Source organism: Candidatus Sulfotelmatobacter sp. (assembly GCA_036500765.1).
Taxonomy (GTDB): domain Bacteria; phylum Acidobacteriota; class Terriglobia; order Terriglobales; family Acidobacteriaceae; genus Sulfotelmatobacter.
Genome location: DASYBM010000004.1, coordinates 1,766,900 through 1,791,776 on the forward strand (window position 1 = coordinate 1,766,900; position 24,877 = coordinate 1,791,776).

The following is a 24,877-nucleotide window of genomic DNA, read 5'->3' on the forward strand; positions in this document are numbered from 1 at the left end:
AACATCCCAATTGCGAATCCTTGCGTCTATACTAGCACAGAGACTTTTCAGGGATCACCATGTTTAATCATTGTAAAAATAAGATGTTAGAGGGAAAAAACCGCCGCCGGACCGGTATGATCTTGGTGACGGCAGTTAGCCTGATCCTGTTCTACGGATCGCTTCCAGGGGCGGCGCAGGACCAACAAACGCAGACGCCGCCGACCTCGACTCCGGCGCAAACCTCTTCCCAAACGTCCTCGCAAACTGAAGGCAATGGCAAGCAGAAACAGGAAGTTCCCGATGAAGCGGGCGGCCCTACTGACAACGTCGGTCCGTATGCGATCCCGAAAAAGAAAGCCGAGGAAGCTCCCCCGCCGCCTCCGCCACCTACACCGAAAAAGCTTGAGGACATTCCCGACTATTCGCTAAAAGTGAACGTGCCGCTGGTCAATGTGGACGTGCTGGTCACAACCAAAGATGGACAGTTTATTCCTGGATTGAAGCAGGGCAATTTCCGCGTCATCGAAGATGGCGTGCCCCAGCAGGTTACTCACTTCAGCGTCTCGCAGGCTCCAATTACGGCTGTCTTGCTGGTGGAGTTCGCATCGACGAGCTACTCTTTCCTGGTGGATGCGCTACAGGCATCCTATGCGTTCGCGAATTCGCTTAAAAAAGATGACTGGGTCGCCGTGTCGTACTACGACATGCAGCCGCATATTCTGGTCGATTTTACTCAGGACAAGAAAGCCGTCTACGGGGCGCTGAATCAGTTGCGCATTCCCGGTTTCGCCGAGACCAATCTTTTCGACGCACTCTACGACACGCTGGATCGCCTGGACCGGGTGGAAGGAAAAAAATACATCATCCTCGTGACAACGGGCGTCGACACCTTCAGCAAATTGACGCTCGACAAGATCATGAAGAAGATCAAAGACACCAAAGATGTCACCATCTTTCCGATGAGCGTCGGATTCATGCTGCGCGAATATTGCGAGACTCATCCCGGCTCTTACTATTGCCACAACGCGCACGGCATGGGCATCCCGGTCGGGCACATGGACTACCTGCAAGGCGACAACGAAGTACGGACTTTCGCCGCCATGACCGGCGGCCGCGCTTATTTTCCACGCTTTCAAGCCGAGTACGCGGAAGATTTCCAGGACATTTCCAACGACATCCGCAATCAGTACACCCTCTCGTACGCCCCAACCAACTCGAAGCTGGACGGCACTTACCGCAAGTTGAAAGTGCAGGTGGTGGGTCCCGACGGCAGCCCGCTGAAAGTGAGAGATCAAAAGGGGAAAGACGTCAAGATCGACGTGGTCGCGCGCGACGGCTACACGGCCAAGCACACGGTCGACTAACAGAACGTAGTGGCGAACGCATTCGTCCGCCTGCGTCATCCGCCCGGCAATGAATCCGTAATAGTTGATCTCCGGACGAATGCGGCCGGGGCTACGTCTTTTGTAAATAAACCGTCAATTCTGCCCCGGGCTCGTCAGCTATAGGGGTTTCTGTTGTATTCTTGCCGACGCAGTTCTTGAGGGTTCTGATTTCCAGTCTAAAGTTAAAAGGTGGGAACATGCCTTTGCCCAGAAAGTATTTCCTTGCAGTTGCCTTGGTGTTCGCGGCCTCCAGCGCTGCCTTCACACAAACTCTTCAGCGACTGGCGCATCAGCCACCAGCCGGCGCCCAACTCTGCTTTCAGCTGACCGACGGCACGGTCCTGTGCCAGTCCAACAACGACTCTAACTGGTATAAGCTCACTCCCGACAATACCGGCAGCTACGTCAACGGAACGTGGGCGAAGATGGCAAGCTTGCCGGCGGGATATTCGGCGGATGCCTTTGCTTCTGCAACTTTGCCGGACGGGCGCGTGGTGATCACCGGCGGCGAATACCTGAATGGCGCTTTCACGTTGACCAATCTGGGAGCCATTTACGATCCTGCGGCCAACACCTGGACGAATCTTCCCGCCCCCACGAGCTGGCCTTACATTGGAGACTCGCCGTCAGTGGTTTTGCCGAACGGTACCTTCATGGTCGGCGACAAGTTGCATATGACGATGGCTCTGCTCAATGCCAAGACCCTGACCTGGACTGTGCTGCCAGGAGCCGGCAAAAGCGATTTCAACGCCGAAGAAGGTTGGACGCTGCTGCCCGACGGTTCGGTGCTCACCATGGACGTGAAGAACGCACCGAACTCGGAGCGGTTTTTGCCGGCCACCAGGAAGTGGTCCACAGCAGGGAGCACGATTGTCGATCTGCATTCGCCTTCACCGTTCGGTTGCATCAATTACGGCCCCAATGGTTCGCTGTGCTATTACCCGCCGGGAGAGATCGGGCCTGCAATTCTGCGTCCGGACGGCACCGTATTCGCGACCGGTTCGTATACCAGCACGGGAAGCGGCGCCGGGCACACGGCAATCTACGATACGAAAACGGGCAAATGGACGGTTGGTCCTGACTTTCCGAATGGCGACAACGCGGGCGACGACTTCGCGGTACTGCTGCCTAGCGGAGATGTGCTGGTGGAAGGCACCTTCGGGTCTTACCTGTGGGACGGGACAACATTTATCCAGACCCTATCCACGCCCGGCTGTTTAATGATGCTGCCGACCGGCCAGGTCTTGGTTGGCGGGACCGAAGTCTACAATCCATCGGGAACCTATGACGCTGCTTGGGCTCCGACCATCAAGTCGGTCACAACCAGCCTGACCCGTGGATCGACATATAAGATCTCCGGAACGCAGTTCAACGGGCTTTCGCAGGCTGCCGCCTTCGGCGATGAGTATGAGACCGCGACCAACTATCCGCTGGTGCGCATTACCAACAACAGCACCGGCCACGTGTTCTATGCGAAGACTCACAACCACAGCACGATGGCAGTGGCTACGGGCTCGGCCATCGTTTCCACCAACATCGACGTTCCCGCAACCATGGAGACCGGCGCGAGTTCGCTGGAGGTCGTCGCCAACGGAATTCCGTCGGTTCCGGTAAGCGTTACCGTCAACTAAAAGTAACTCTTGCAAGCGAAAGCCTCCGCCAGCGGAGGCTTTTTGCTTTGTGCGGGATGCTCGCGGGACGAGTGAGGAAAGATAAACCGGAAAAGGAGAGACAACCGAGAAGGCGGGCGCGGCAACCAAGAATCGCATCCTGAGGTGCGGTCAAAGGAACTGTGCGCCGTTTACTCGAAATTAATTCACTCCCGAGTATCGTTCTGTCGCTCTGTGGCTGTGTGTTGAGTACAGCCTGCGGAGGCGGCAGTTCTGCAACTTCGGCTCCTACCTCTGCCCCTGCTAATCAGATCGCATTTTCGCACGTAGCGGTGGTCATTCTCGAAAACCATTCTTACTCCGATGTGATTGGCAATACCGACATGCCGTACCTGAACGGCCTGGCCCAGCAATATGGCTTGGCCGCACAATATTTCGCGAATGCGCATCCCTCGCTTCCGAACTACTTCATGCTGACCACCGGCAAGGAAGAAACGACCGACGACAATTTTTCCGGCATCATCACCGACGATAATGTCGCGCGGGAACTTACCAAGGCGGGCAAAAGCTGGAAGTGCTATGCCGAAGCTCTGCCGTCTGTGGGATATCTCGGCGGCGATGTTTATCCCTACCTGCGGCACCATAATCCGTTTACGTACTTCTCGGATGTTCAGAATGATTCGTCGCAGGCCGGCAACATCGTCCCATTCTCGCAGTTCGCTTCCGACCTCGCCAATAACGCGCTGCCGCAATACTCATTCATTGTTCCCGATGTTCTCAACGACGCCCACGACGGGACGCTGGCGCAAGCGGACCAGTGGATGCAAGCGAATCTCGCTCCTTTGATCTCGAACTCAGCGTTCCAGAACAGCGGCTTGCTGATCATCACCTTCGACGAGGGTGATGCCAGCGACAGCGCCAATGGCGGAGGCCACATTGCTACTGTTATCGTGAGCGCGCAGGCGAAGAAGAATTACGTATCGCAGACCCTCTACCAGCATCAGAGCGCTTTGCGCCTGACTCTTTCCGCCTCTGGCGTCACCAGCCTCCCGGGAGAGGCGGCGAGCGCTCCTGATCTGGGTGAATTCATTACCGGGCAGTAGCATCTCGCGGTGTACGCCCCATGTTCAACACAGGCCAATTAGTAATACTAACTATTAGAAGTACTACCCACATCTAAGTAGTCCAACCGATGATGTATAATCTTAACTATGGCTATTGAGTATGCAACCGTTAAAGCCAAAGGCCAGGTTGTGATTCCGGTCGACGTCCGGCGCAAATTTCAGATTGAGGAAGGGACACGTGTCGCCTTCCTGGAAGAAGAAGGGCGCCTGTTTATTCAGCCAGTCACGGATGAGTTTATCGAGGGCATGAAAGGCGTGCTCGCCGGACGAGGCGTGCCTGCTCGCATCGAGCGCGTGCGCGACCGGCCGCTGCGATGAAAGTGCACGTGCTCGATGCGAATGCACTCTACCGCTTTCTGATTGGCGGGCCTGGGGCGGATGTCGTGAGCCGACTGTTTCGCGAAGCCAGAGATGCGGAGCAACCGCTGCGCATGTCGGTCGTCAACTGGGGCGAGGTTTATTACACGATCGCAGGGGCCGAGGGCTTCGCCGAGACCGTCAGGATTATGGATCGTGTCAAGATGCTTCCACTCACGATTATGGATGCCGACGAATCCACCACGACACGCGCCGCGAAGCTGAAAGCCGGCCATGGTTTGCCGTACGCCGATTGTTTCGCCGCGGCAATCACCGGGGCCGGCGACATTCTCGTGACCTCGGATGTGAAGGACTTCAAGAAGATTCCGGCTCTGCACATTCTGGCGCTTCCGCCGCACAAGAACTAAATCTGATCCACGCTTCTGTTACTCCCAGTTAGACGCGAAACAGACGGTCGAGCAGCAAGAAAAGCCCAGCTCCCACAAATACCAGCAGCGCCATCTTCATGGCGGGCTCTTTGTTGACCTCGGGAATCAGGTCGGAGGCCGCAACATAAATCGTGACTCCCGCCGCCAGTGGGAGCCCGGCGCCGACGTGATGGCGCAATAGTGCCATGGTCAGCACGCCCGCCAGCGTCGACGCCCCCAGCACGATCGACGCGCCCCAGGCCGTCCCGCGGCTGCGCCCGCTGGCCAGCATCACCGAACTCACCGTGAAGCCCTCCGGGATTTTGTGCAGAAAAATTGCGAGAAAAATCAGCCAGCCCAACGCATTCGACACCAGAAATCCCGATGCGATGGCGATGCCGTCGAAGAACGTATGAATGATGAGCCCGAGCAATACGGAATATCCCTTGTGCGAGTGGATAAATTCGTCGCGATGCGTTTCCTCGCCGAAATGAAAGTGCGGCGTGACCGTGTGCTCGAAAAAGTGGACGATCAAGTAGCCAAGGAGAACAAGAAATGCCGCCGCCTTTCCCCGCAGCTCGAAGCTCTCGGGAACCATCTCCACGAGGGCCGTGGCCAGCATGAATCCCGCGCCCAGTGCGACAAAGTAGCGCAGATAGCGCCGCTCCCAGTGCCGCTGCACAATGATCGCCCCGCCAAACACGTTGGCGGCGGCAGCGGTCAGGCCTAACAGGATGCTTATTATGATTGGGTGCATGTGTGCTGAGTACCGTGTACCGAGTACCTAGTACCGAGCCGAACCTTCCTATCGACTGCGCTCGCGTTCCTGAAGAGAACTGATTAGACCACTCAGAATACGGCTTAGTTCGTCAGCGCGCTTCAGCAATTCCGCTGCCTGCGATTCCGAGAGGTAGCTCCTCCGCTGAGCGATGAGGATCTGAGTTTCAAGTTCTGCGAGCGAACCGCGAGAATGGCGCAGATAGTGAAGAAACTCGCGGTTGCTGTAACGGGCTTGCCCTTCTGCGATATTGCTAGGGATCGAGACGGCCGCTCGACGAATCTGATCGGTAAGGCTATACACCTCCCGCTTGGGAAACGCATCGGTCACGTTGTAGACGGCATTCACCAAGTCCATTGCTTTCTGCCACGCGATCAAGTCTTTGTAATGCTGCGCCATGGCAGATAGCCTACAGCGAAACGCTCGGTACTAGGTACTCGCAACTCGGTACTGCCTAGCCGCTGTGTCTGATGTGCATCACATCCCCGTCCTGCACAATGTAGTCCTTGCCTTCCAGGCGCAGCGTGCCTTTGGCGCGGGCGTTGGCTTCGGAGCCGGCTTCGAGTAGCTGGTCCCAGCGAATGGTTTCGGCGCGGATGAAATGTTTTTCCAGGTCGGAGTGGATGGCTCCAGCGCCTTCCTGAGCGCGGCTGTTGGCGGGAATTTGCCAGGCGCGGCATTCGTCTTCGCCGGCGGTGAAGAATGAAATCAGGCCCAACAGTTTATACGTCGTGCGGATGAGGCGGACCAGCCCGCTTTCCTTCAGGCCGTAGCTGGAAAGAAATTCAGCCGCATCGGCGTCGCTCATTTCTGCGAGCTCGGCTTCCACCTTGCCACAAATCGCCGTGGCCGCCGCGTTGGGACGCGCGGCAATTTCGGTAAGCCCGTACTTGCTCACGGCTTCGTCTAGTTCTTTGCCCAGCTCGGTCGACTCGCCGATGTTGAGCACATAGAAAATCGGCTTCTCGCTGAGGAACATGAAGCCGCGAATGCGCTTCTTGTCTTCCGGTGTCATTTCCATTTCGCGGAGCGGCTTCTCCGCTCCCAGATGCGCATTGGCGCGCTTGAGCAGCTCGAATTCTTTTTCGAGTTCCGGCGTCTTCATCTTCTTGAGATCTTTTTCCAGCCGCTCCAGACGTTTTTCGATCTGGCCCAGATCGCTGACCATCAGGTCGAACTCGACGTTCTTAATGTCGCGCAGAGGATCGATCTCAGCCACCAGCGGCACCATCGGATCTTCGAACACGCGCACTACCAGGGCCAGCGCATCGACTTGGCGCAAGTGGCCGATGTAAGCAGTTTCCTTCAGCGCGTCCTGCCCAATCGCGCCGACGTCAACATATTCCACGGATGTGTGCGTGAGCTTCTTCGGGTTGTAGAGCGCGGCCAGCCGATCGAGGCGATCGTCCGGCACTTTGGCCACGCCGATATGGGCCTCGCGCGGATTATTGGCGGTCGCGGAAAGGTGCGCCTTCGTCAGAATGCGGAACAGAGATGTCTTGCCTACCTGGGGCAGGCCAATAATGCCAGTTTTCATAGGAAAGCTTCTAGCTTTTAGCCGCTAGCTAATGCGTCGCAGGAATGAGTTCGGACTGATTGCCCACGCTGTGTTCGGTGAGCGCCAAGACAACTATTCAGGATAAACGATGGAGTAGGAATTGCCCAAACGCAGAGTAGCCCCTGCGCCTGCGTTGCAGTTATTTGCCGGCTGCGTGCACCGCGGCAACCGCGGGGACTGTGATCTTTACCGAATCCGGCTGCGTCCAGACGGGCTTGCCGCCGGTCAGGTCAAGGCGGTTCATGGTTATATTCATCTGGTGCCGGTCCACCTCGACCATCAGATAATGATAATTGATTTCCTTGCTCTGAAATGGATCGTCGGCAGCGCGCTCAATGGGATAGGCATGCGCGGCTCCGCCGCCCGACACAAAATAAGTCACGCCGCCGTGTTCATGGCGCTCGTAATTGTGCACGTGTCCGGAGAAAACCACGATTCGGTAACGGGCGTGGGATTGGCGCTCCTCAAGCGTTTTCGCCAGAGCCAACTCGGTGGGGCGGGCCGAGTGCCCGCCGCCATATTTCTTTTCATCGGACGAACTGGTGTAGGGCGGATGGTGAAACATCACGGTGACAAACTCGACATCCGCCGAGACGTGATCGAGCTTGTCGGCCAGCCACACGCTTTGTGGCCCACCAGCTTCGTCCAGCGAGCTGTCGAGCACCAGCATCAGCAGATTGCCGGCCCGCACGGAATAATATCGGCTGTTTTTCAGGGCGGGGAAACGCTGAAAATAGTTGCCGAGGGCCACGTTCTCGTCCCCGTGCAAATCATGATTGCCCAGGGCGGGATAGACCGGGATTTTCTTTTCGCGCCATATCGCGGTCTCGCTGTCCCATACCTTCCAGTCATCGGCGTCGAAGCCGTCGAGGACAATATCGCCGGTGAAACATACAAATGCCGGATTGGCATCGGCAATCGCCTGCACCAGCGCCATCCGCACAGGAGGATTCGCCGCCTCGAAATCCTTGGGATCGTGGAAACGCGTATCCCCGTAAGCGACAAAGCGAAACGGGGTCTTCACGTCGAGCTTCAAATCAACAGGCGACGTCTGCGCGCTCGTCTTATTGCAGCAGGTGAGCGCAAGCAGAGTCGCGGTCGCGAACAATACGACTACAGCACGCGGGAGAGGGTTGCGTCGCGAACTCATCGGTAAAGGCTCCTGCTTTGAAATCAGGTTATTCTCCCACGCCCGTGCTGAAATTTGCCTGAAGGACAACCGCACCCATCAGAACTTCACTCGCACCATGAATTGCAACTGCCGCGGCAGCCCGGTGCCGGTGTTCGGCGATGCGGCGTTATCGTTGTTGTTGTTGAAGTTCACCGTTGTATCGATGTAACCGAACCCTGATTCAGGGAACAGGCCGCCTACCCCACCCGGGGTATCGTAAGCCAGATTCAGTTGACTGGGATCAGCGAATTGCACGTGGTTGAAGATGTTAAACGCCTGCACCGCAAACTCCAGCGATGTGCGCTCCGTCAGTCTTGTTTCCTTGGTCAGTGCCAGATCGATCTGCCAGTAAGGCAGGGCACGAATGGCTCCATTCGGTTCATTGCCAAAGCGAGTGAAGTTTCCGTTGGCGTCCACCGGAGGAGGCGCAAATGCCGCGAGGTTGACGTAGGGCGACCCCGCGGCTCCCCCGACTGCGGGCTGCTGATGCGGCAATGTCAACGGCACTCCCGGAATGATGTCGGGACGTTGAGTATCCTGATCGTCGCCGTTGGGAAGGAGGTAAGTAAACGGAAGTCCGACGAATGGGTTGTTCGGATCGCTGATGCTGTTCTTCTGAAGATCCATAAAGACGGTCAAAGGGTGGCCCGTATGCCAGAGGCCAATGCTGCTCAGCTGCCAGCCTCCAAGTATTTTGCCGACAGCTCCAGGAGAATTGAGGTACGGCTTTCCCGGACCGAACGGAAGTTCGTATACGGCATTGACGGCGACGTTGTTGCGGACATCGAAAATACTCGGTCCTTTGTCGCACTGAAGGCAATTCACATTCTCCGGTCCATTCGACTCGCCCCCACCGACAGAGCCGTCGTTAATGGAATGAGACCAGGTATAGCGCCCCTGAAACTCCAGGCCTGCTTTGAAGCGACGTTCGAGAGACAGTCCAAGCGCGTTGTACGTGCTGGAGCCGATATCGCTCTTGTAGTCGACCGATCCGAAAGGATCGGAGGTCGTGTAGCCGGGATTGGACGGATCGGGCAGGTAATAGGGATCGAGTGTGCGCTGGCAATCTGTGACAGGGACGCTGTCGGGGTTGCCGGGAAGAACGTTCGATGTTAATGGCGAGGTGCAGAGATTTACCGCGCCGCGAGAGAAGAGCCGCACTCCTCGGCTGCCAAGATATTGCGCCGAGGCTAAGAAATTGGCAGGCAACTGATGTTCCACGGCCAATGTCCACGATTCCACGTACAAATCGCGCCGCCCGTGCCGTTGCAGCGCTCGGGGATGGCTGGCTTGTTTGCCGATATTGAGTCCCGTAAAAGTGGGATCGAGTTGCTGGAACTGAGACTGCAAATTGGGACCAGCGGCGAAGCTGTTGATCAGAACGCGGAATGTGTCGCTCTCCAGACCTGCGTTCAAGTCGTCATTTTGCGCGGCACCATGATAAATACCAAAGCCCGAGCGGATGACAGTCTTCCCATGCAGAGCGGCGGGAGCCCACGCCAGAGCCAACCGCGGATCAAAATTCACATAACTGGCGTTGTACAGGGCGGGATGTGCAGGACACGGCGGCGTATTGATGGGGCCCAGACTCGGTGAAACCGGAGGAACGTTGAAAGATCCAGTTCCCAAACAAACGCCGTGAAACTGGTTAACGTCGAATACTGTCGTACGGTTGGTCGCCTCGTGCGCGACGCCGTAGTAGTCCCAGCGCAGCCCCGCCGTCAGGGTGAGGGTGGGAGTTGCCTTCCATTCGTCCTGGAAATACGGCATGAAGAAATTGCGGCGCAACCTATGACAGCACCACGGAGCGATGTAATCAAGACTCGTCAGTGAGGCCTGGGACAACGAATAGTCGTCACCAAAGGTCAGGCTGTTGTTTGAGGTTTGGCCTTGGTTCAGGCGGACCCTTCGATACTCCATACCCATTTTGAACGTATGGCGAGCGTGGGACCAGGTCAGATTGTCGATTAAGCCATAGGTCGTTCCGACCTCAATGTCCGCGCTGTCGTTATTGAGGCCCACGAAATTGTCGGTGCTCACCGCATAGGGCAGAGCGCTGGCCTGTGGATTATGGAACGGCGCCCGGTTCACGTAGAACTTGCCTTCGTTGAATAGGGTCGGACCAAACGTGTGCTGCAGCGCGATCATGTAATTCGCTGGATGATTGATGGTCTGCAGTTTATCGGTCGCCAGGCTGGAGTTGCCATTGGGCGCATCGACCAGGCTGATATCGCGCTGCGCACGACCGTAGAGCAGCGTCTTCTCACTGATTTTGTGATCAATTCGGACCAGCCACGTGTCTTCATGCACGATGGTTGGCGCAGCGAATGTGACATCGTCTTGATTCGCGCTGCCTCCGCCTCCCATGTACTGGAAGGCGCTATCGGGAAGAACAAACCGCGGCGAGCAGCCATCAATCGATCCCACCGACGCGCGCCAGGGAAAAGCTTGCATGATTTGGCACATCTGCGATCCATAGCCGAGGCTGTTGGCTTGATCTAAGACATATTGCTGGTAGGGAACGGTGATATTCTGCGGTTCGCCGAGCGTCGGGTCGAAGGCGGCGCAGCATAGCCCGGCAGGGACGTATACTCCGCTTTCTGTGATCGACTGGTACTGCCGCAGGCCCTCGTAACTGATGAAGAAGAACGTATTGTCTTTCTTGATCGGCCCGCCGACGGTTAATCCGTACTGCCCCAGACGAAACGGCGGGATCGCAGGCTGATTGGCCAGGTTGTAGTCGTTGAAGTTGCGCGCGTCAAAAACGGAGTTCCGAAAATATCCAAAAATCGAGCCGTGATAATTATTAGTGCCCGACTTGGTTTCGACGTCGATTTGTCCGCCCGACTGCGTGCCGTACTCGACGTCGTAATCGGCGCTGTTCACGCGATATTCCTGGATTGCATCCTGCGAAATCTGCAAGCGAGTCTGCGATTTCTGGGCCTGCTCCTGGATGCCCCCGGCGTCAACGCCATCGATCGAAAAGTTATTGTCGTCGCGGGCCCGGCCGGCGAATCGAATGGTGCGCTGATCGCCGCCGCCATCGTCCTGCGCAAAGGGCGCCAGCAGCGTGAAGCTAGCCCAATCGCGGCCATTATTCGGAAGATTGGCGATCTGTTCGGTATCAATCACCGTCGCGGCTTCGGCCGAAGTGCGATTCGCCAACTCGTTCGCCTTGACCTCGATCTGCTCGCTAACCGCTCCCACCCCAAGTTGCACGTCTAATGTTCGCGTCTGGCCAACACGCAGGATAACGTCCTGCACCACTTTCGTCTGAAAACCGGCGGCGGTCGTTGTGACCGTATATTTGCCGACTGCCAGACCGGGAAAACGGTAATAGCCGCTCGAATTGGACGGCTGTTCCTGGCTTAACCCTGTCTCGACCGCAAGCACCTTGACGACTGCGCCCGACACCACTCTTCCGTTCGGATCGGTCACAGTGCCTTCCAGCTCCGCCCGATCTATCTGGCCATAGGCTGCCGGTATCCCGGCAAGCAGGAGCAGTGCGCCCGCCACTACTACGGCTCCGCACTTGAGGGATGGAGAATGGGTAAGGTAGGAATAAACTTGCTTCATGACATGAGCTCCTTGCAGTACAAGAAATGCTGAATCGGGACAGACATCCCGGTAGCGACGGAGTCCGTCTTGTCAGTCCCCTGAGTATCTGGACGCTTGATGTAAATGACTTATAACCGGAAATCCTAGAATCGACGTGTGAAGGAACAATGAACGTCAAATTAATATTTTTTCAGGTTCCTGACTCCAAACCTTCGATCCGTCTTAAACTGAAACTTGATCGGTCACAAACTGAAAATAGGAGCTGGCTCTGAATGCGATGAAGCTCTTGATCGTAGAAGACGAAGCGCGTATGGCCGCCTTGCTCCGCAAGGGGCTCACTGAGGAGGGCCACATCGCGACGTGCGCATTCGATGGCGCCGAGGGCCTGGCTTTGGCGAAGTCCTTTGAGTTCGACGTCATCATTCTCGATATCATGATGCCCAAGCTCAGCGGCTACGAAATGGCCAAGCGCCTGCGCGCGGAAAAAGTCCGGACTCCCGTTCTGATGCTGACGGCCCGCGACTCCCTCCCCGACATTGTCCGCGGTCTCGATCTGGGCGCTGACGATTACATGACCAAACCGTTTTCGTTCGAGGAACTGATGGCGCGGTTGCGGGCGGTGAAGAGACGCGCCCTCGCGGCGCAGGACGTCAGTTTGCAGGTCGCCGACTTAATTCTTGATCCCGCCAGCAGAGAAGTTCTGCGCGGAGACACACGGATTGCGCTGACCCGCACTGAATACAATTTGCTGGAGCGACTGATGTACCGCGCCGGCAAGGTCGTCTCCCGCCGGGCGCTGATCGAATCGGTCTGGGGGTTTGACCGGGAAATTGAAGAGAATACTCTCGACGCGTTTATGCACCTGTTGCGTAATAAGATCGATGCACCCGGCCGGGCCAAGCTCATTCACACGATTCGCGGCGTCGGCTACGTGGTTCGGCAGAATGGGCTCGCATGACAGAAGCAATCTGAGCAGCCAAGCGAAGCAGACCAGCATGCAAAAACTCTCCATCGGCGTGCGCCTTACGTTCTGGTACCTGGCAATATTTGCCCTGGCCCAGCTCGTCTTCGGCGCCGGCATGTGGCTCATCCTGCGGCATAATCTCTATGACTTGGTCGACGATGGCCTGGAGACCCAGGTCGACGATCTGAAGAGCTTTCTTGAGGCGCAGAAGAAAGACGCCACGATTGCGAAACTACAAGAGGAAACAAACGAGGCTTATGGCATTGAGCACGCCGGAGATTACCTGGCCATTTACGCGGACGACAATCAGCTAATTTATCGTGCGCCATTTATCGAGGCGCACCCATCACTCTTCCCGCCGAACCACGTCAAACATCCGGTCATGAAAAGCCAGTTGATTGATGGCCATGCCCTCCGCTTCATTCTGTGCAAGATCAACGCCAACAATCATGTCTTCACCGTCGAGATGGGGGCCCCGGCGGACGATGTTGTGCAAACCCTGAGGCTGTTCCGTTTTTATTTGCTGATGTTTGCTCCCCTCCTGTTCCTGGCGGCCGCGGGCGGAGGTTACTGGTTGAGCCGGCGAGCCTTATCCCCGGTGGATGCGTTGGTGCGAACCGCGCGCGAGGTCGGCGGAACGAACCTGAGCGGCCGCCTCCAGAAATTAGAAACCGGCGACGAACTGCAACGCCTCTCCGACACATTAAATGAGATGCTGGACCGGATCGAGTCCGCATTTCTGCGCATCACGCAATTTACCGCCGACGCTTCCCACGAACTGAGAACACCGGTGTCGCTGATCCGCACCGAAGCCGAGCTGGCATTGCGGCGTTCGCGCGGAGAAGCCGAATACAAAGAATCGCTGCGCCACATTCTGCTGGAGGCGGAACGCACCACTGCGCTGATCGAACAGTTGCTGTCATTGGCCCGCTCTGATTCCGGACGCGAGACGCTTGATCTGCAACCGGTAGACTTGCGGCAACTGTTGCGCGACATGGTCGAAGGCTGGCGGCAAGTGGCCACCATTCGCAACCTTGAGTTCTACGGCAGCCTCGGTCGTACCGACTCCGTTCCCCATTCACTTCCCGATGCACTCGCTGATTCACTTCCAGATTTATCCGGTTCCGATTTGTTTGTCCTCGGCGACGAGACGCTGCTGCGACGCCTCGCGGACATTCTGCTCGATAACGCCTTCAAATACACTTCCGCGCCCGGTTCTGTGCGCCTGTCGATCGAGTCGAAAAACGGAAGCGCGGCGATTACGGTGCACGACTCCGGGATCGGCATCGCCGAAGAAGACCAGCCCAAGATTTTCGAGCGCTTCTACCGCGTCGACCCAGCCCGAAGCCGCGGCGGCGCCGGACTCGGATTGGCCATCGCGCAGTGGATCGTCACTCAGCACCACGGCTCGATCGCGGTCGAGAGTCGCCCCGGTCACGGTAGCACCTTCCGCGTCGAGTTGCCCGTGATCGCAGTGCCGGTGAAGAATCCGCAGCCCGCATGACATATTCAAAATTCGCCAGCCCTGCCGTACAATGGCCTCTCTCGATCCTGGATGGCAGAACTGGCAGATTCAGTGGACTCAAGAGCGAGAGACGTCGCGCCGACTGTATATTCTGTCGCAGAATTCAAGTCTAAACTTGAGGCCGGGAATCATTTCTTGATTGCCGCGCTCACAGGTCAAAAAGTATTTCAACTGGAGTATTGAGATGTTCGCAGTGATTGCAATCGGCGCAATTGCGTAGCCGTCGACCGGATTTTCCAATTTCTCTGAATCACTGTTGAAGCGATGGTTTTCCCTCGACACTAAATTGGGGAGAAAACGCACGAACTTGAACTGACGGTTTTGAGCACCAAAAAATAGACCGCGCGTGGAGTTGAAATGATAATTTCCCAAAGGGTCGTCGTGAAGATTTTTGCCGCTTTTCTGCTTTTATCGGTTTCTTCGACGCTTGCAGCACAGCAGTTTTCTTCTGTGCCGGGGCAGGGCCGCTCGATGGTCGTGACGAAGATGGGAATCGTGGCAGCTCCGCAGTTTCTTGCCTCCCAGGCAGGGGCCCATATTTTAGAAGAGGGCGGCAACGCAGTAGATGCGGCAATTGCCGCGAATGCCGTGATGGGTTTAGTGCAGCCGTATGTAAACGGCATAGGCGGGGACTTGTTCGCCGTCTATTACGAGGCGAAGACCGGAAAGCTCTATGGCCTGAATGCAAGCGGTTGGACTCCGAAGTCGCTAACGATTGATTACCTGAAAGAGCACGGCGTCGACCATATCAATCCGATCGGCGTCGAGACCGTCGACGTTCCCGGTACTGTGGCGGGATGGGATGCGCTGCGGAGCCGGTTCGGTACTTTGCCCTTCACGGAACTTCTCGCGCCTGCGATTTACTATGCGCAAAACGGCTTCCCGCTGGCCGAGAGAAATGCGCGCTACTGGGTTGCCAAAAGCCTGATGCAGCAACCGGGATACAAGGAAACATATCTCCCGACCGGCGTAGCGCCGAAAGTAGGCGATGAATTCAAGAACCCGGCGCTTGCGAATTCGCTGCGCCAGATTGCAGCTCATGGAAGAGACGCCTTCTATAACGGAGCCATGACCGATACCATGGTGCAGTTCTTGCGAGCGCGGGGCGGGACCCATACGGTCGAAGATTTCAGGGATTTTCAGCCCGAGTGGGTTGACCCGATCTCCACGACATATCGCGGGTGGACGATCTACGAGTTACCTCCGAATGGTCAAGGGATTGCCGCCTTAACCATGCTGAACATCATGGAACAGTTTCCGTTGAGCCAGTATGGGCACAACTCCGTCGATGCCTTGCATGTGATGATCGAGGCGAAGAAATTAGCCTATGCAGATATGTATAAATACGTGGGTGATACGCGCTTTACTCCTGTGCCCGTCAAGGAGATGCTGTCCAAAGATCTCGCCAAGCAGCGTGCCGCACTCATCAAGATGGATAAAGCCGCATGCGAGGTGGTTCCTTCAGACATTAAGGCAATGCTCGACGCGCACGGCAATTCGACGATTTATCTTTCTACGATCGATAAAGACGGCAACATCGTTTCGCTGATTCAGAGCAATTTTGCGGGTTACGGTACAGGATTGGTCGCGCCCGGGCTCGGCTTCTCGTTTCATAATCGTGGAGCGGGATTTCAGTTGACGCCCGGACTTCCAAATTCTTTGGCGGGCCACAAACGTCCTCTGCACACGATCATTCCGGCGTTCATGCAGAAGGACGATATACATATTGGCTTCGGGATTATGGGGGGTTGGAACCAGGCGCAGGCCCACGCGCAGTTTGTCGCAAACGTTGTGGATTACGGAATGAATGTGCAGGCGGCGCTCGAACAGCCGCGATTCACCAAGGCAACTTTTGAGGGTTGTGATGTGCAGATGGAACCATCAATTCCGGCCGAGGTAAGAGCGGAGCTTGCAAAGCGAGGTCATCAGATCGAATTGCTGGAACCGTTTTCCTTTACTGTGGGGCAAGGCGAAGCTGTGGTGAGGGATAAAAATCGGAGTGTAAATTTTGCGGGAGCTGACCCGCGTTCGGATGGCGAAGCGATTCCGCAAGAACCGAACACGAAGTAATCGGATGAAGTTTCCAGAAATGTCAAATTCGATGCCAGGCTAGTTGAAATAAATATCCATGAAACCCAGACTAAACCACTTCGTCCAGCTTTGTTGTCTTCTTCTGCTGTTGGAAGTCGGTTTCGCGCAAGAGGCCAGCTTCCGTATCGCACCTCTTCGTCCGGTAGAAGAGCTGCGCGCAGAGGCGCTAAAGGCGCAGCCGCCAGCCGAGCAGGGAGCTTTCCGCCAACCTGAGTTAGTGGAGTTGGTGAAGCTCGATCCGTCGATCAAGCTCGATATCCGTTACGCCACCACGAACAATTTCCTGGGTACACCCGTATACACTCAGGCGCGGGCGTTCCTTCAGCGGCCAGCGGCGGAAGCGCTGGTTCGTGTCAATCGCGAGCTCAAGGCTCGCGGATACGTCCTTATCATCCATGACGGCTACCGCCCATGGTATGTCACGAAAATTTTCTGGGACGCCACTCCCGATGACAAGAAAATCTTCGTTGCCAATCCAGCCGAGGGCTCGAAGCATAACCGCGGGTGCGCCGTGGACCTTTCCTTATACGATTTGAAAACGGGCAAAGAAGTGAAAATGCCCAGCGGATACGACGAGATGTCGGATCGCGCCTATGCCGACTACGCCGGCGGAACCATGGACGAGCGCGCTCGCCGTACCTTGCTGCGCGAAGCAATGGAAAAACAGGGTTTCACGGTCTACCCTGAGGAGTGGTGGCACTTCGACTACAAGGACTGGAAAGCGTATCCAATCCTGAATGTAAAGTTTGAAGATCTCCGACAGTAGAGATTTCGCTCACTTCGGAGGAACGCTGGCTGGAGCAGGCAGCTTCCAACGATTGACTAGCCGCGCATATTCCGCTTCCGGCAGTTGCAGCAGCAGAGGCTTGCGTTTCGGGTCGAGCCACGTGAGCAAGGTTTCCAGGTCGATTTGCGGCATCGCTGTGCATCCAGCGGTGCCCTGGCCAGGACCTCGCCAAATGTGAAGGAAGACGCACGAGCCGGCTCCGGGCACGGGCGGATGGCTTTTGACATCGGTAACAATTCCATTGTGATCTATGACTATGCCCCAACGGTACTCGCCGATGCTCCGCATGTGTTCCGAACTGTTCCAGTCGGGAGAGACAGCGGACCGGTCAATCACGCGGTTGTAGTACTTGGAGTTTGGATCATCCACGCATTCGATCGACGCCGTCAGGTGCAGATACGGCATCTTTGATCCCAGCAGTGGCTCGGTCGCGTATCCGAACGAAGTGCCTAAGGCGAACACACCCGCAGGCGCCGTGCCATCTCCTTCTTTTTTGACCGGGTCGGACATGTCGCGAATTTTGGGGTAATCGATCGCAACCACGCCGACGCCCCACCCTAAGCCATGTTTACCAACCACGACGGAAATGGGTTCACCTACAGGCACCCACGCAGCCCCGGGAATAGCCCGGTCGTATCGTTGCAGCCATCCTTCGACAGCGTTCCAATCCGCCGTGGTGACCACCGCCATCTGAGTGGATGCGGCGAAAAAACTAGGTTCACCAACATCAACCTCAGCCAGAACAGCCCCACTTACAATCGCGGCGAGAAAGAAGCAGAACAGTGAGGACAGAATGTTCATAGGCGGTATCTAAACACGAAATACGTGCGGTTGTTCTATTCCATCCACTTCGCGTCGGAAAAGCGGGTTCACTGCCCGTCGCCTTGACTGTCACCCGCTGACGTAGTGGGGACAGACTCTTTCAATCGCTTCAGGTCCACTTGCAGCTTGTTCCATTGCTTTGGTTTGCGTTTAGTCGCATATGGTGCATCGGGATCCGAATAAAAGTGTAAAAGATTGGCGCGAAGATCGGCTGTCACCCGTGCAAAATTCTGCTCTGCAAGCTTTTCGAGCAGCTTCGCACGGACGTTGTCATTCATGAAATAAACTCCGGGAGAGGTACTGCCGCCGGTATCCAGATTCACATCGGGGACTTCTGGCGTTCCCCTGCCCGTCTGGACCAGCAGAGCCTTGTAACTGTCCAAGGCGGCATTGAAACTCGCTTCAAACATGTGTTCGGTCTGAGGCGTTGGAGTGCGAAGCTGTAGCACCCTCAAGGGACCAAACTTGGGAAGCAGCTTATAGAGAAATGCCAGAAAGCGTTCGAACGGTGTCGGCCTCTGATAAGCTCGACCCCAATTTTTTTCGTAGCTTGACCGCGAAAGATTGTAGAGAAACTTCCGCTTGGTCATGCTGGGTTCGTCTCTTTGGATCTCGTTCTTCTTTAGAGTCCAGGCAATTCGAGTCGCCTTAGGAATGAGTTGACTGACGTCATGCCGGTATGAACCGAAAGCTTTATTCTCATCCGTCAAAACCGACTTAAGCTCCAGGCCATAAGTTTCGCGAAAAGCCTTCTCCAGCAATGGAACGTCGACTTGAAACCCGATGAAATCGCGATAGCTGTCGGGAGCGTAACGCTGCCGTGCGACTTCCAGGACGTCAAATCCAAATTCCGCCTTGATATGCGCCAGCGGATCTTCTTCATAGGTCACAACTTTGCCGTATTTTTCCCGCAACTTCGGATAGAGAATAGGCACTGAAGGATTGATGCCTATCCGGTGACCAGCAATGTCCCCGGCATAATGAGAAAGAGCGCCGATGGCGAATGCATAACCATTGATGTCCTCGGAGTTTCGGAGCAAAGCTAGGATAAAGTCTCCGGTCCGGCAATAGTGGGTCAGGTCGCTGAAAAAGTGGCTGCCGTGAGGGTAGTAACCGAGATCCTGAATGATCGCACCGCCATAAGCGTAGGCATGGGCTAGCTTCAGTTCCTCTGGAGTTGCATTTGAAAAACGCTGCAATAGGACCGGACGGATGCTGATTTCCCATGCCGCGTCGATGATTGCTTCGTGGGTCAAGACCGAGTAGCTCGATGCCACATTCGTGGAAGCGAGCCAGAGGGAAAGGACAAGCAAAACGCTGACAGCAGCGCGGCGTGGCCGTTTCATTTTGATTACCGGATGCGCATGCCTGCCTTCGCGTCCCAATGCAAAGGGTGGCCCAATTTGTTCATCGGAGCTTCCGGCACCTCACCGACAGAGACTCCATATTTCCAGTCTGGCGGGCAAATCGCGATATAGCGAGCGTATCCACCCGTTCCTCCTCCGAGTTTTGGAAAGCCGATGGCAACCAGAGCTCCCTTTTCGGGGACCCTATCGAGGTTGGCGACGCCTTCCGCTTGCGTGTAGCCATTCCTTAAGAGCCATGCCTCGCCTTCGAGCGTAGGCGTCGTGTCTGTGTCGAGTGCTTCGTGCCCGTGGAAAAGAATATGGCGTTCGAGATGAAGAAATTTCAAAGCTGCGAGTGTTACTCCAGGAAACTGTTTTCGAGTCGCCAGATCGGGACTGGGCCAGTCCTTGGACCAATCTGAACGGATGAATACCACGGCTCCTTCCGGAATGCGCCCATTGCGTTTCTCCCAGTTCTTGATGTCGTCCACCGTCATTTGATACCCGGGATCTTTGGCCGCCTGTTCGTATATCGGGATCACGACCAGTGGACGAATCGCATACGTTGCCGGCAGTTCGTCAATGGCGGGATAGCTCGGATTCCAATGGGCCGGCGGGTCCAGCTGCGTGCCCAGTTGATCGGTCGAGAGATCGTAATGGGTCGCCTCAAAACCGTCTTTCTCGTATGTGTACGGTACGTTCGTGGCAGGATCAACAGTCCGCGAAAATCGGGATGGGCTGAAACCGTGCCAAACCGGAGTTGACGGAGTGATGGTATGGGTCAAGTCGACATATTTCGCCTTTTTCAGAGACGTTTCGTAGATCTGCCAGAGTGATGGCTGGGCGTTTTGGGCCATTAACGATCCGGCACACAAGAGTATCGGCACAAACAGAACCATCGTACGAACACAATCAGTTGGCTTCATTGAACCCCTCATCTTGGAAAGATACACCATCGGTATTTCCGTCGGAGAAAAAGCGAGCCTCGCAGCCACCAGCAAGGCGGCCCAAAGTAGTCGGCGAATCCCGTCCCGTTCGTGTTGTTCGATGGAGTTCTTCACAAATTGAGGAACAAGAAGCAAGTTGAGGAACAAGAAGCAAGGCATAACTTAGAGATGGGGTTGTGAGGCCGTCGGGTGTTAGAATCTCACACGGGTGCCCATCTTATGCTTCCGCGATTCGCCGAGAAAGCGCTTCACGAAGAAGAATGGCGGCTGCCCTGTGCTGATCCACCAGAACTTTCACATTTTATTTCACAGTTTCACATTTTTACTTTTGGTAGAGCCGGGATGGCGGAACTGGCAGACGCAGCGGACTCAAAATCCGCCGACCTTCGGGTCTTGGGGGTTCGACTCCCCCTCCCGGCACCACTCTAAAAACCCAATGAATACGCGGCTAGCAGACCCAGCTCTCTTCATGCGATTAGCTTCTGCAGTAGACGCAGCGGACTTTGCGTCGCAGGTAGCCGAGGAGTTGAAAGCTATCGTACTGAAACTAAATATTTTATCCGCAGAATGCTATCGAGCAAGGATTACATATCTGTTACACACCTTCCGGTCTCGCGCCATTTTCCCCACAACAAAGAACACGAGAACATCGATGGGTGTCATCAATACCTGGTAAGGAATGACCTGTTGCAACACCTGCGTCCGCTTGCGGCGCGCGATCGCCGAGAAAATCGGGTCACGCCCACAAACAAGACATTGGCGCAGCCACAAGACGGTCGCCAAAGTGGACCGGTCTTTCGCCATCGAAGAGAACCACTCCCAGCTTGAAGTTATCGCCGCAGGCCTCCGCCAACTTTCGGAGTCCCTTGAAGTCCCTAGCATTCACGGTAGCACTCGCTTTGACTTCGATGCCGACCAATACACCACTCCCCATTTCGATCACCAGATCAACCTCGTCCTGATCTTTGTCCCGGTAGTGGTACACAGCGCAGTTCTCACCGAACCACGAAGCCTGTTTCAACACCTCAGAGAAAACAAATGTTTCCAGCAGCGGACCGAAGATCGAACGGTCATTCGCGATCCGTTCCGCGGTAGCCCCTAAGAGCGCGCCGAGCAGACCGGAGTCAAGGAAATGCAGCTTGGGCGTCTTTACCAGACGCTTCAACTGGTTCCGGAACCACGGTTCCACCCGGCGAACGAGAAACAACTGCTCCAGAATAGACACATACTTTCTGGTGGTCTTGTCGTCAAACCCAACTTGGCCGCCTATCTGCGTGAAATTGGTGAGCTGTCCAGAATGGTGGGCAAGAACCTGTAGCAGATGCGGCATTTGGTCGAGTTTTTCCACGTCGGCAACTTCGCGTACATCCCGCTGCACTATGGCCCTTATGTAATCCCGCGCCCACGTCTGGCGTCGCTTTGGATCTGCACGTCGAAGCATTTCAGGGTAACCGCCAATCAGCACGGCATGTACCAGGTCTTTGCCGATCATTGGCTCCGCAGGTTTGCCAAGTTTGCTATCGAATGCTGCCTTGAGGAACCCCGGCTTCTTACCTCGGATTTCAGCCCGTGAGAGCGGCAGAAGGCTCACGATCTCCATGCGACCAGCTAGACTCTCTGAGACCTGAGGCAGAGTCAGGATATTGGCTGAGCCGGTCAATAAGAACCGACCGGCGCGGCGATCTTCATCTACTGACTTCTTGATGGCCCGGAGGAGATCGGGCACTCGCTGTACTTCGTCAATGGTAGTTCGATCGAGAGCGCGCACCAACCCAGTTGGATCGCTGCGTGCTGCCGCCAGAACTGTGTCGTCGTCCATGGTGATGAATTCACGATCGCCCGCGACCAAATCGCGAACCAATGTGGTCTTGCCACACTGACGCGGGCCCGTAACCATGACGACCGGCGTGTCCTTGAGCGCGGTGGCCACCAGTTCGGCGGAAAAGCGGGGAAAGAGCGCGTGATCGGTATCGTCCATGCCGGGCGGAACCTCCGTCTAGTTCGGATTGATGGTTCGTCTATGTCGGATTATAGACTCGGGCATCTTCACCGACGAGATCAACCCCTAAAGCCGCGAGTTCCTTCGCTGCCCTGCTCCGCATCCAAGTGGAAGATCAGCCCGGAAGGGCGTAGAGAATCCAGAGACTTCCGGTAGAGTCCAGCAGCATCGTCAGCATCGGCTATGCTCCCCAGGAGCGGGTGCTGGAACTGGAATTTCGTCAATCGGGTGAGGTCTATCAGTACTTCGATGTGCCCGCCGAAGACCACGCGGCATTCCTCGCCGCCGAATCCAAAGGCACCTACCTCAATCAACAGTTCAAGCCTCGCGGTTACCGCTACCAGCGAGTTCAGCCCACGCCAAAGTAGGCTCCATCAGTATCTCAACAAGTGTCCATATGTTTCTCAGGTGGATACTTGTTTCTCAGGTGGATACTTGTTTCTCAGGTGGACACTTATCCCTCACGCTCTCACCAATGTCAACACGGCCACGACCGGACGCTTACACAGCAATAAGAGCGGTGGGGTACTTTCGCTTAGATAACAGCCCACGGTTGATAGAGGGAGCCAACATCTATCAAATCCCTGAAGCGAGTTCATCAACCGTTAGGAAGGCTTCCTTGGCTCGGGCAGCACCTGCCCCTCCTCCCCAACCTCTATGGCGAGCCATAAGTTGTTTGTTAACAACAATATAGAAAAATATGGAGCTAACTAGGCGTTGCTCGAGTTTACTGCGGTTTGGAATTGACTGCCGCAAGCTGCGGTTTGCCTTCTCCGGTCGCAATTAGGGCTGCATTTAAGGCTGCACGGCCGCTCGAGGGCTTCCATGGCGCCTCTCTGGTCGACACTGAGCGATTCGCTCAAATCCAGTGTCTTGTTTACAATAGAAATTTGCCCATGGATCTCGCTGCCATCCAGTCTGCCCTGCGGGAACGCAATATTGACGCTTGGCTGTTCTATGACCATCATCATCGCGACCCCATCGCTTATCGCGTGCTCGGCCTGCCCACGAGCCTGATGGTCACTCGGCGCTGGTTCTATCTGATTCCTGCCGAAGGCGAACCTGTAAAACTGGTTCACAAGATTGAAGCCGGACATCTTGATTCCCTGCCTGGCAAGAAGCATCAATATGCGGGCTGGCAGGAGTTGTTCGAGAAGTTGAAGGCAATCCTGGCGCAGCATCGCGACCTGGCCATGCAGTATTCGCCGAACAACAGCGTGTTTACGATTTCTCTGGTCGATGGCGGGACGATTGATTTGCTTCGCGGATTAGGCAAGAACGTGGTGAGTTCAGCCGATCTGGTGGCGCAGTTCGAGTCGACTTGGAACCAGGCGCAGATCGCCTCGCACTTCGCGGCGCGCGACAGCATCGATTCCATCGTGGCGGAAGCGTTCAAAGAAATCGGCAAGCGCGTGCGCAATGGCGGGACGAAAGAGCACGAAATCCAGCAGTGGTTCATGGAAGCCTTCGGCCGCGATAATTTGCAGACCGGCGATCCGCCGATTGTGGCTGTGAACGCAAATGCCGGCAACCCGCACTACGAGCCGCATTCGAGTCACCCTGTACCAATTCGCGAAGGCGACCTTGTCTTGCTCGACGTGTGGGGCAAGAAAAACGCACCGGGCGCGGTGTACTACGACATTACCTGGATGGCTTTCGTGGGCGCGGCGCCTTCGGGCCGCATGCAGGAAATTTTTGAGATCGTGCGCGACGCGCGCGATGCCGGCGTAAAGACCGTTCTCGATGGAATCAATTCCGGCCGCCGCATCGCGGGTTGGGAAGTCGATCGCGCCACGCGTGGACATATTCAGAAAGCTGGCTACGGCGATTATTTTATCCATCGCACCGGACATTCCATCGGCACAGACGTCCATTCCAATGGAGCCAACATGGACGATCTGGAAATTCATGACGAGCGGCAGATTCTTCCCAACTCCTGCTTCTCGATTGAGCCGGGCATCTACCTGCCGGAATTTGGGGTGCGCAGCGAGGTCAACGTGCTGGTGCGCGACAAGTCCGCCGAGGTGACGGGAAAAATCCAACGCGAGATTGTGAACATCTGAATGGCGAATTCTGCTTCGGATAAAATGACGGAGAAAACGAAAGTGGCGCAGGCTGAACCAGTCAGCATGATGAGCGTGCTCGCGCCCGCCGTGGGCTGGCTGATTCCAGGCGCCGGGCACATGATCCAGAAGCGCTGGATCCGCGGCCTGTTGCTGTTCGTTTCGGTGGCCGCGCTGTTCCTGCTCGGACTCGCCATGCAGGGCCGCATTTATCGAGCCAACGGCGGCGACATTCTCGATATTCTCGGCTTCGTCGGCGATGTGGGTGCGGGCGGATTCTACATCGTGACGCTGGCCATGGACTGGGGTCAGGGCGCGATTGCCTTCGCCACCGCGGATTACGGCACGAAATTTATGATCGTCGCGGGACTGCTGAACTTTATCGCCGTCGCCGACGCCTATCACATCGCTATCGGGAAAAAACGGTAATGCAGCTATCAGC

General features: G+C 56.0%; 21 protein-coding genes and 1 tRNA gene. 13 read left to right on the forward strand and 9 right to left on the reverse strand.

What is annotated here, in order from left to right:
- Positions 1–125: 125 nt before the first annotated feature.
- The 5 genes from VGM18_10410 (at position 126) to VGM18_10430 (ending at position 4,826) form a co-directional block, all read left to right on the forward strand.
- The gene (locus VGM18_10410; protein ID HEY3973408.1) at positions 126–1,346 is read left to right on the forward strand and encodes a VWA domain-containing protein; all 1,221 of its coding nucleotides are present in this window, start codon (positions 126–128) and stop codon (positions 1,344–1,346) included.
- Positions 1,347–1,564: 218 nt separating this feature from the next.
- The gene (locus tag VGM18_10415) at positions 1,565–2,998 is read left to right on the forward strand and encodes a hypothetical protein (protein HEY3973409.1); all 1,434 of its coding nucleotides are present in this window, start codon (positions 1,565–1,567) and stop codon (positions 2,996–2,998) included.
- Between the two features lie 221 nt (positions 2,999–3,219).
- A complete protein-coding gene (locus VGM18_10420; protein ID HEY3973410.1) occupies positions 3,220–4,080 on the forward strand; it encodes an alkaline phosphatase family protein in 861 nt (286 codons plus the stop codon).
- 108 nt (positions 4,081–4,188) lie between these two features.
- Complete coding sequence (locus VGM18_10425) at positions 4,189–4,419, forward strand: AbrB/MazE/SpoVT family DNA-binding domain-containing protein (GenBank protein HEY3973411.1); 231 nt, start codon at positions 4,189–4,191, stop codon at positions 4,417–4,419.
- Positions 4,416–4,826 (forward strand): type II toxin-antitoxin system VapC family toxin, encoded by a 411-nt coding sequence (locus VGM18_10430; protein HEY3973412.1) that lies wholly within the window; start codon positions 4,416–4,418, stop codon positions 4,824–4,826. The genes VGM18_10425 and VGM18_10430 overlap by 4 nt, the downstream gene beginning before the upstream one ends.
- 28 nt (positions 4,827–4,854) lie before the next feature.
- Here VGM18_10430 and VGM18_10435 read toward each other — a convergent pair whose 3' ends face one another.
- The 5 genes from VGM18_10435 to VGM18_10455 all read right to left on the reverse strand — a co-directional run bounded on the left by VGM18_10435 (position 4,855) and on the right by VGM18_10455 (position 11,909).
- Positions 4,855–5,583, reverse strand: coding sequence for a ZIP family metal transporter (locus VGM18_10435; protein HEY3973413.1), 729 nt, complete (start codon positions 5,581–5,583; stop codon positions 4,855–4,857).
- A gap of 48 nt (positions 5,584–5,631) precedes the next feature.
- Positions 5,632–6,003 carry a four helix bundle protein gene (locus tag VGM18_10440; protein ID HEY3973414.1) on the reverse strand — a complete coding sequence of 124 codons (372 nt, stop codon included), beginning with the start codon at positions 6,001–6,003 and terminating at the stop codon, positions 5,632–5,634.
- Positions 6,004–6,058: 55 nt separating this feature from the next.
- Entirely contained in the window at positions 6,059–7,141 is a 1,083-nt protein-coding gene (gene ychF / locus VGM18_10445) for a redox-regulated ATPase YchF (protein HEY3973415.1), read from the reverse strand.
- A 160-nt stretch (positions 7,142–7,301) separates the two neighbouring features.
- Positions 7,302–8,312, reverse strand: a complete 1,011-nt coding sequence (locus tag VGM18_10450) for a metallophosphoesterase (GenBank protein ID HEY3973416.1) — start codon at positions 8,310–8,312, stop codon at positions 7,302–7,304.
- A 78-nt stretch (positions 8,313–8,390) separates the two neighbouring features.
- Positions 8,391–11,909, reverse strand: coding sequence for a TonB-dependent receptor (locus tag VGM18_10455; GenBank protein ID HEY3973417.1), 3,519 nt, complete (start codon positions 11,907–11,909; stop codon positions 8,391–8,393).
- Between the two features lie 259 nt (positions 11,910–12,168).
- On the opposite strand from VGM18_10455, the gene VGM18_10460 reads away from it, so the two are divergent.
- The 4 genes from VGM18_10460 to VGM18_10475 all read left to right on the forward strand — a co-directional run bounded on the left by VGM18_10460 (position 12,169) and on the right by VGM18_10475 (position 17,237).
- Complete coding sequence (locus tag VGM18_10460) at positions 12,169–12,849, forward strand: response regulator transcription factor (protein ID HEY3973418.1); 681 nt, start codon at positions 12,169–12,171, stop codon at positions 12,847–12,849.
- A gap of 37 nt (positions 12,850–12,886) precedes the next feature.
- Positions 12,887–14,359: an ATP-binding protein gene (locus VGM18_10465; GenBank protein ID HEY3973419.1), complete on the forward strand. Its 1,473-nt coding sequence runs from the start codon at positions 12,887–12,889 to the stop codon at positions 14,357–14,359.
- Between the two features lie 378 nt (positions 14,360–14,737).
- Positions 14,738–16,450 (forward strand): gamma-glutamyltransferase, encoded by a 1,713-nt coding sequence (ggt, locus tag VGM18_10470; protein HEY3973420.1) that lies wholly within the window; start codon positions 14,738–14,740, stop codon positions 16,448–16,450.
- 58 nt (positions 16,451–16,508) lie between these two features.
- Positions 16,509–17,237, forward strand: coding sequence for a M15 family metallopeptidase (locus tag VGM18_10475; GenBank protein ID HEY3973421.1), 729 nt, complete (start codon positions 16,509–16,511; stop codon positions 17,235–17,237).
- A gap of 9 nt (positions 17,238–17,246) precedes the next feature.
- On the opposite strand, the gene VGM18_10480 is transcribed toward VGM18_10475, so the two are convergent.
- The 3 genes from VGM18_10480 to VGM18_10490 all read right to left on the reverse strand — a co-directional run bounded on the left by VGM18_10480 (position 17,247) and on the right by VGM18_10490 (position 20,352).
- Positions 17,247–18,059 carry a hypothetical protein gene (locus VGM18_10480; GenBank protein ID HEY3973422.1) on the reverse strand — a complete coding sequence of 271 codons (813 nt, stop codon included), beginning with the start codon at positions 18,057–18,059 and terminating at the stop codon, positions 17,247–17,249.
- Positions 18,060–18,127: 68 nt separating this feature from the next.
- Positions 18,128–19,465: a zinc dependent phospholipase C family protein gene (locus VGM18_10485; protein ID HEY3973423.1), complete on the reverse strand. Its 1,338-nt coding sequence runs from the start codon at positions 19,463–19,465 to the stop codon at positions 18,128–18,130.
- On the reverse strand, positions 19,432–20,352 hold the full coding sequence (locus tag VGM18_10490; GenBank protein ID HEY3973424.1) for a cyclase family protein: 921 nt from the start codon (positions 20,350–20,352) through the stop codon (positions 19,432–19,434). The genes VGM18_10485 and VGM18_10490 overlap by 34 nt, the downstream gene beginning before the upstream one ends.
- 357 nt (positions 20,353–20,709) lie before the next feature.
- Between VGM18_10490 and VGM18_10495 the strand changes: the two genes are divergently transcribed.
- A tRNA-Leu gene (locus tag VGM18_10495) sits at positions 20,710–20,796 on the forward strand.
- Positions 20,797–21,109: 313 nt separating this feature from the next.
- Here VGM18_10495 and VGM18_10500 read toward each other — a convergent pair.
- Positions 21,110–22,303 carry an ATP-binding protein gene (locus VGM18_10500; protein HEY3973425.1) on the reverse strand — a complete coding sequence of 398 codons (1,194 nt, stop codon included), beginning with the start codon at positions 22,301–22,303 and terminating at the stop codon, positions 21,110–21,112.
- A gap of 236 nt (positions 22,304–22,539) precedes the next feature.
- Between VGM18_10500 and VGM18_10505 the strand changes: the two genes are divergently transcribed.
- From VGM18_10505 to VGM18_10515, 3 genes are all read left to right on the forward strand, one after another.
- Positions 22,540–22,740 (forward strand): KTSC domain-containing protein, encoded by a 201-nt coding sequence (locus tag VGM18_10505; protein ID HEY3973426.1) that lies wholly within the window; start codon positions 22,540–22,542, stop codon positions 22,738–22,740.
- 528 nt (positions 22,741–23,268) lie between these two features.
- On the forward strand, positions 23,269–24,435 hold the full coding sequence (locus tag VGM18_10510; protein HEY3973427.1) for a Xaa-Pro peptidase family protein: 1,167 nt from the start codon (positions 23,269–23,271) through the stop codon (positions 24,433–24,435).
- A complete protein-coding gene (locus VGM18_10515) occupies positions 24,436–24,864 on the forward strand; it encodes a DUF6677 family protein (GenBank protein ID HEY3973428.1) in 429 nt (142 codons plus the stop codon). It begins immediately after the preceding gene.
- The last annotated feature ends 13 nt before the right edge of the window (positions 24,865–24,877 follow it).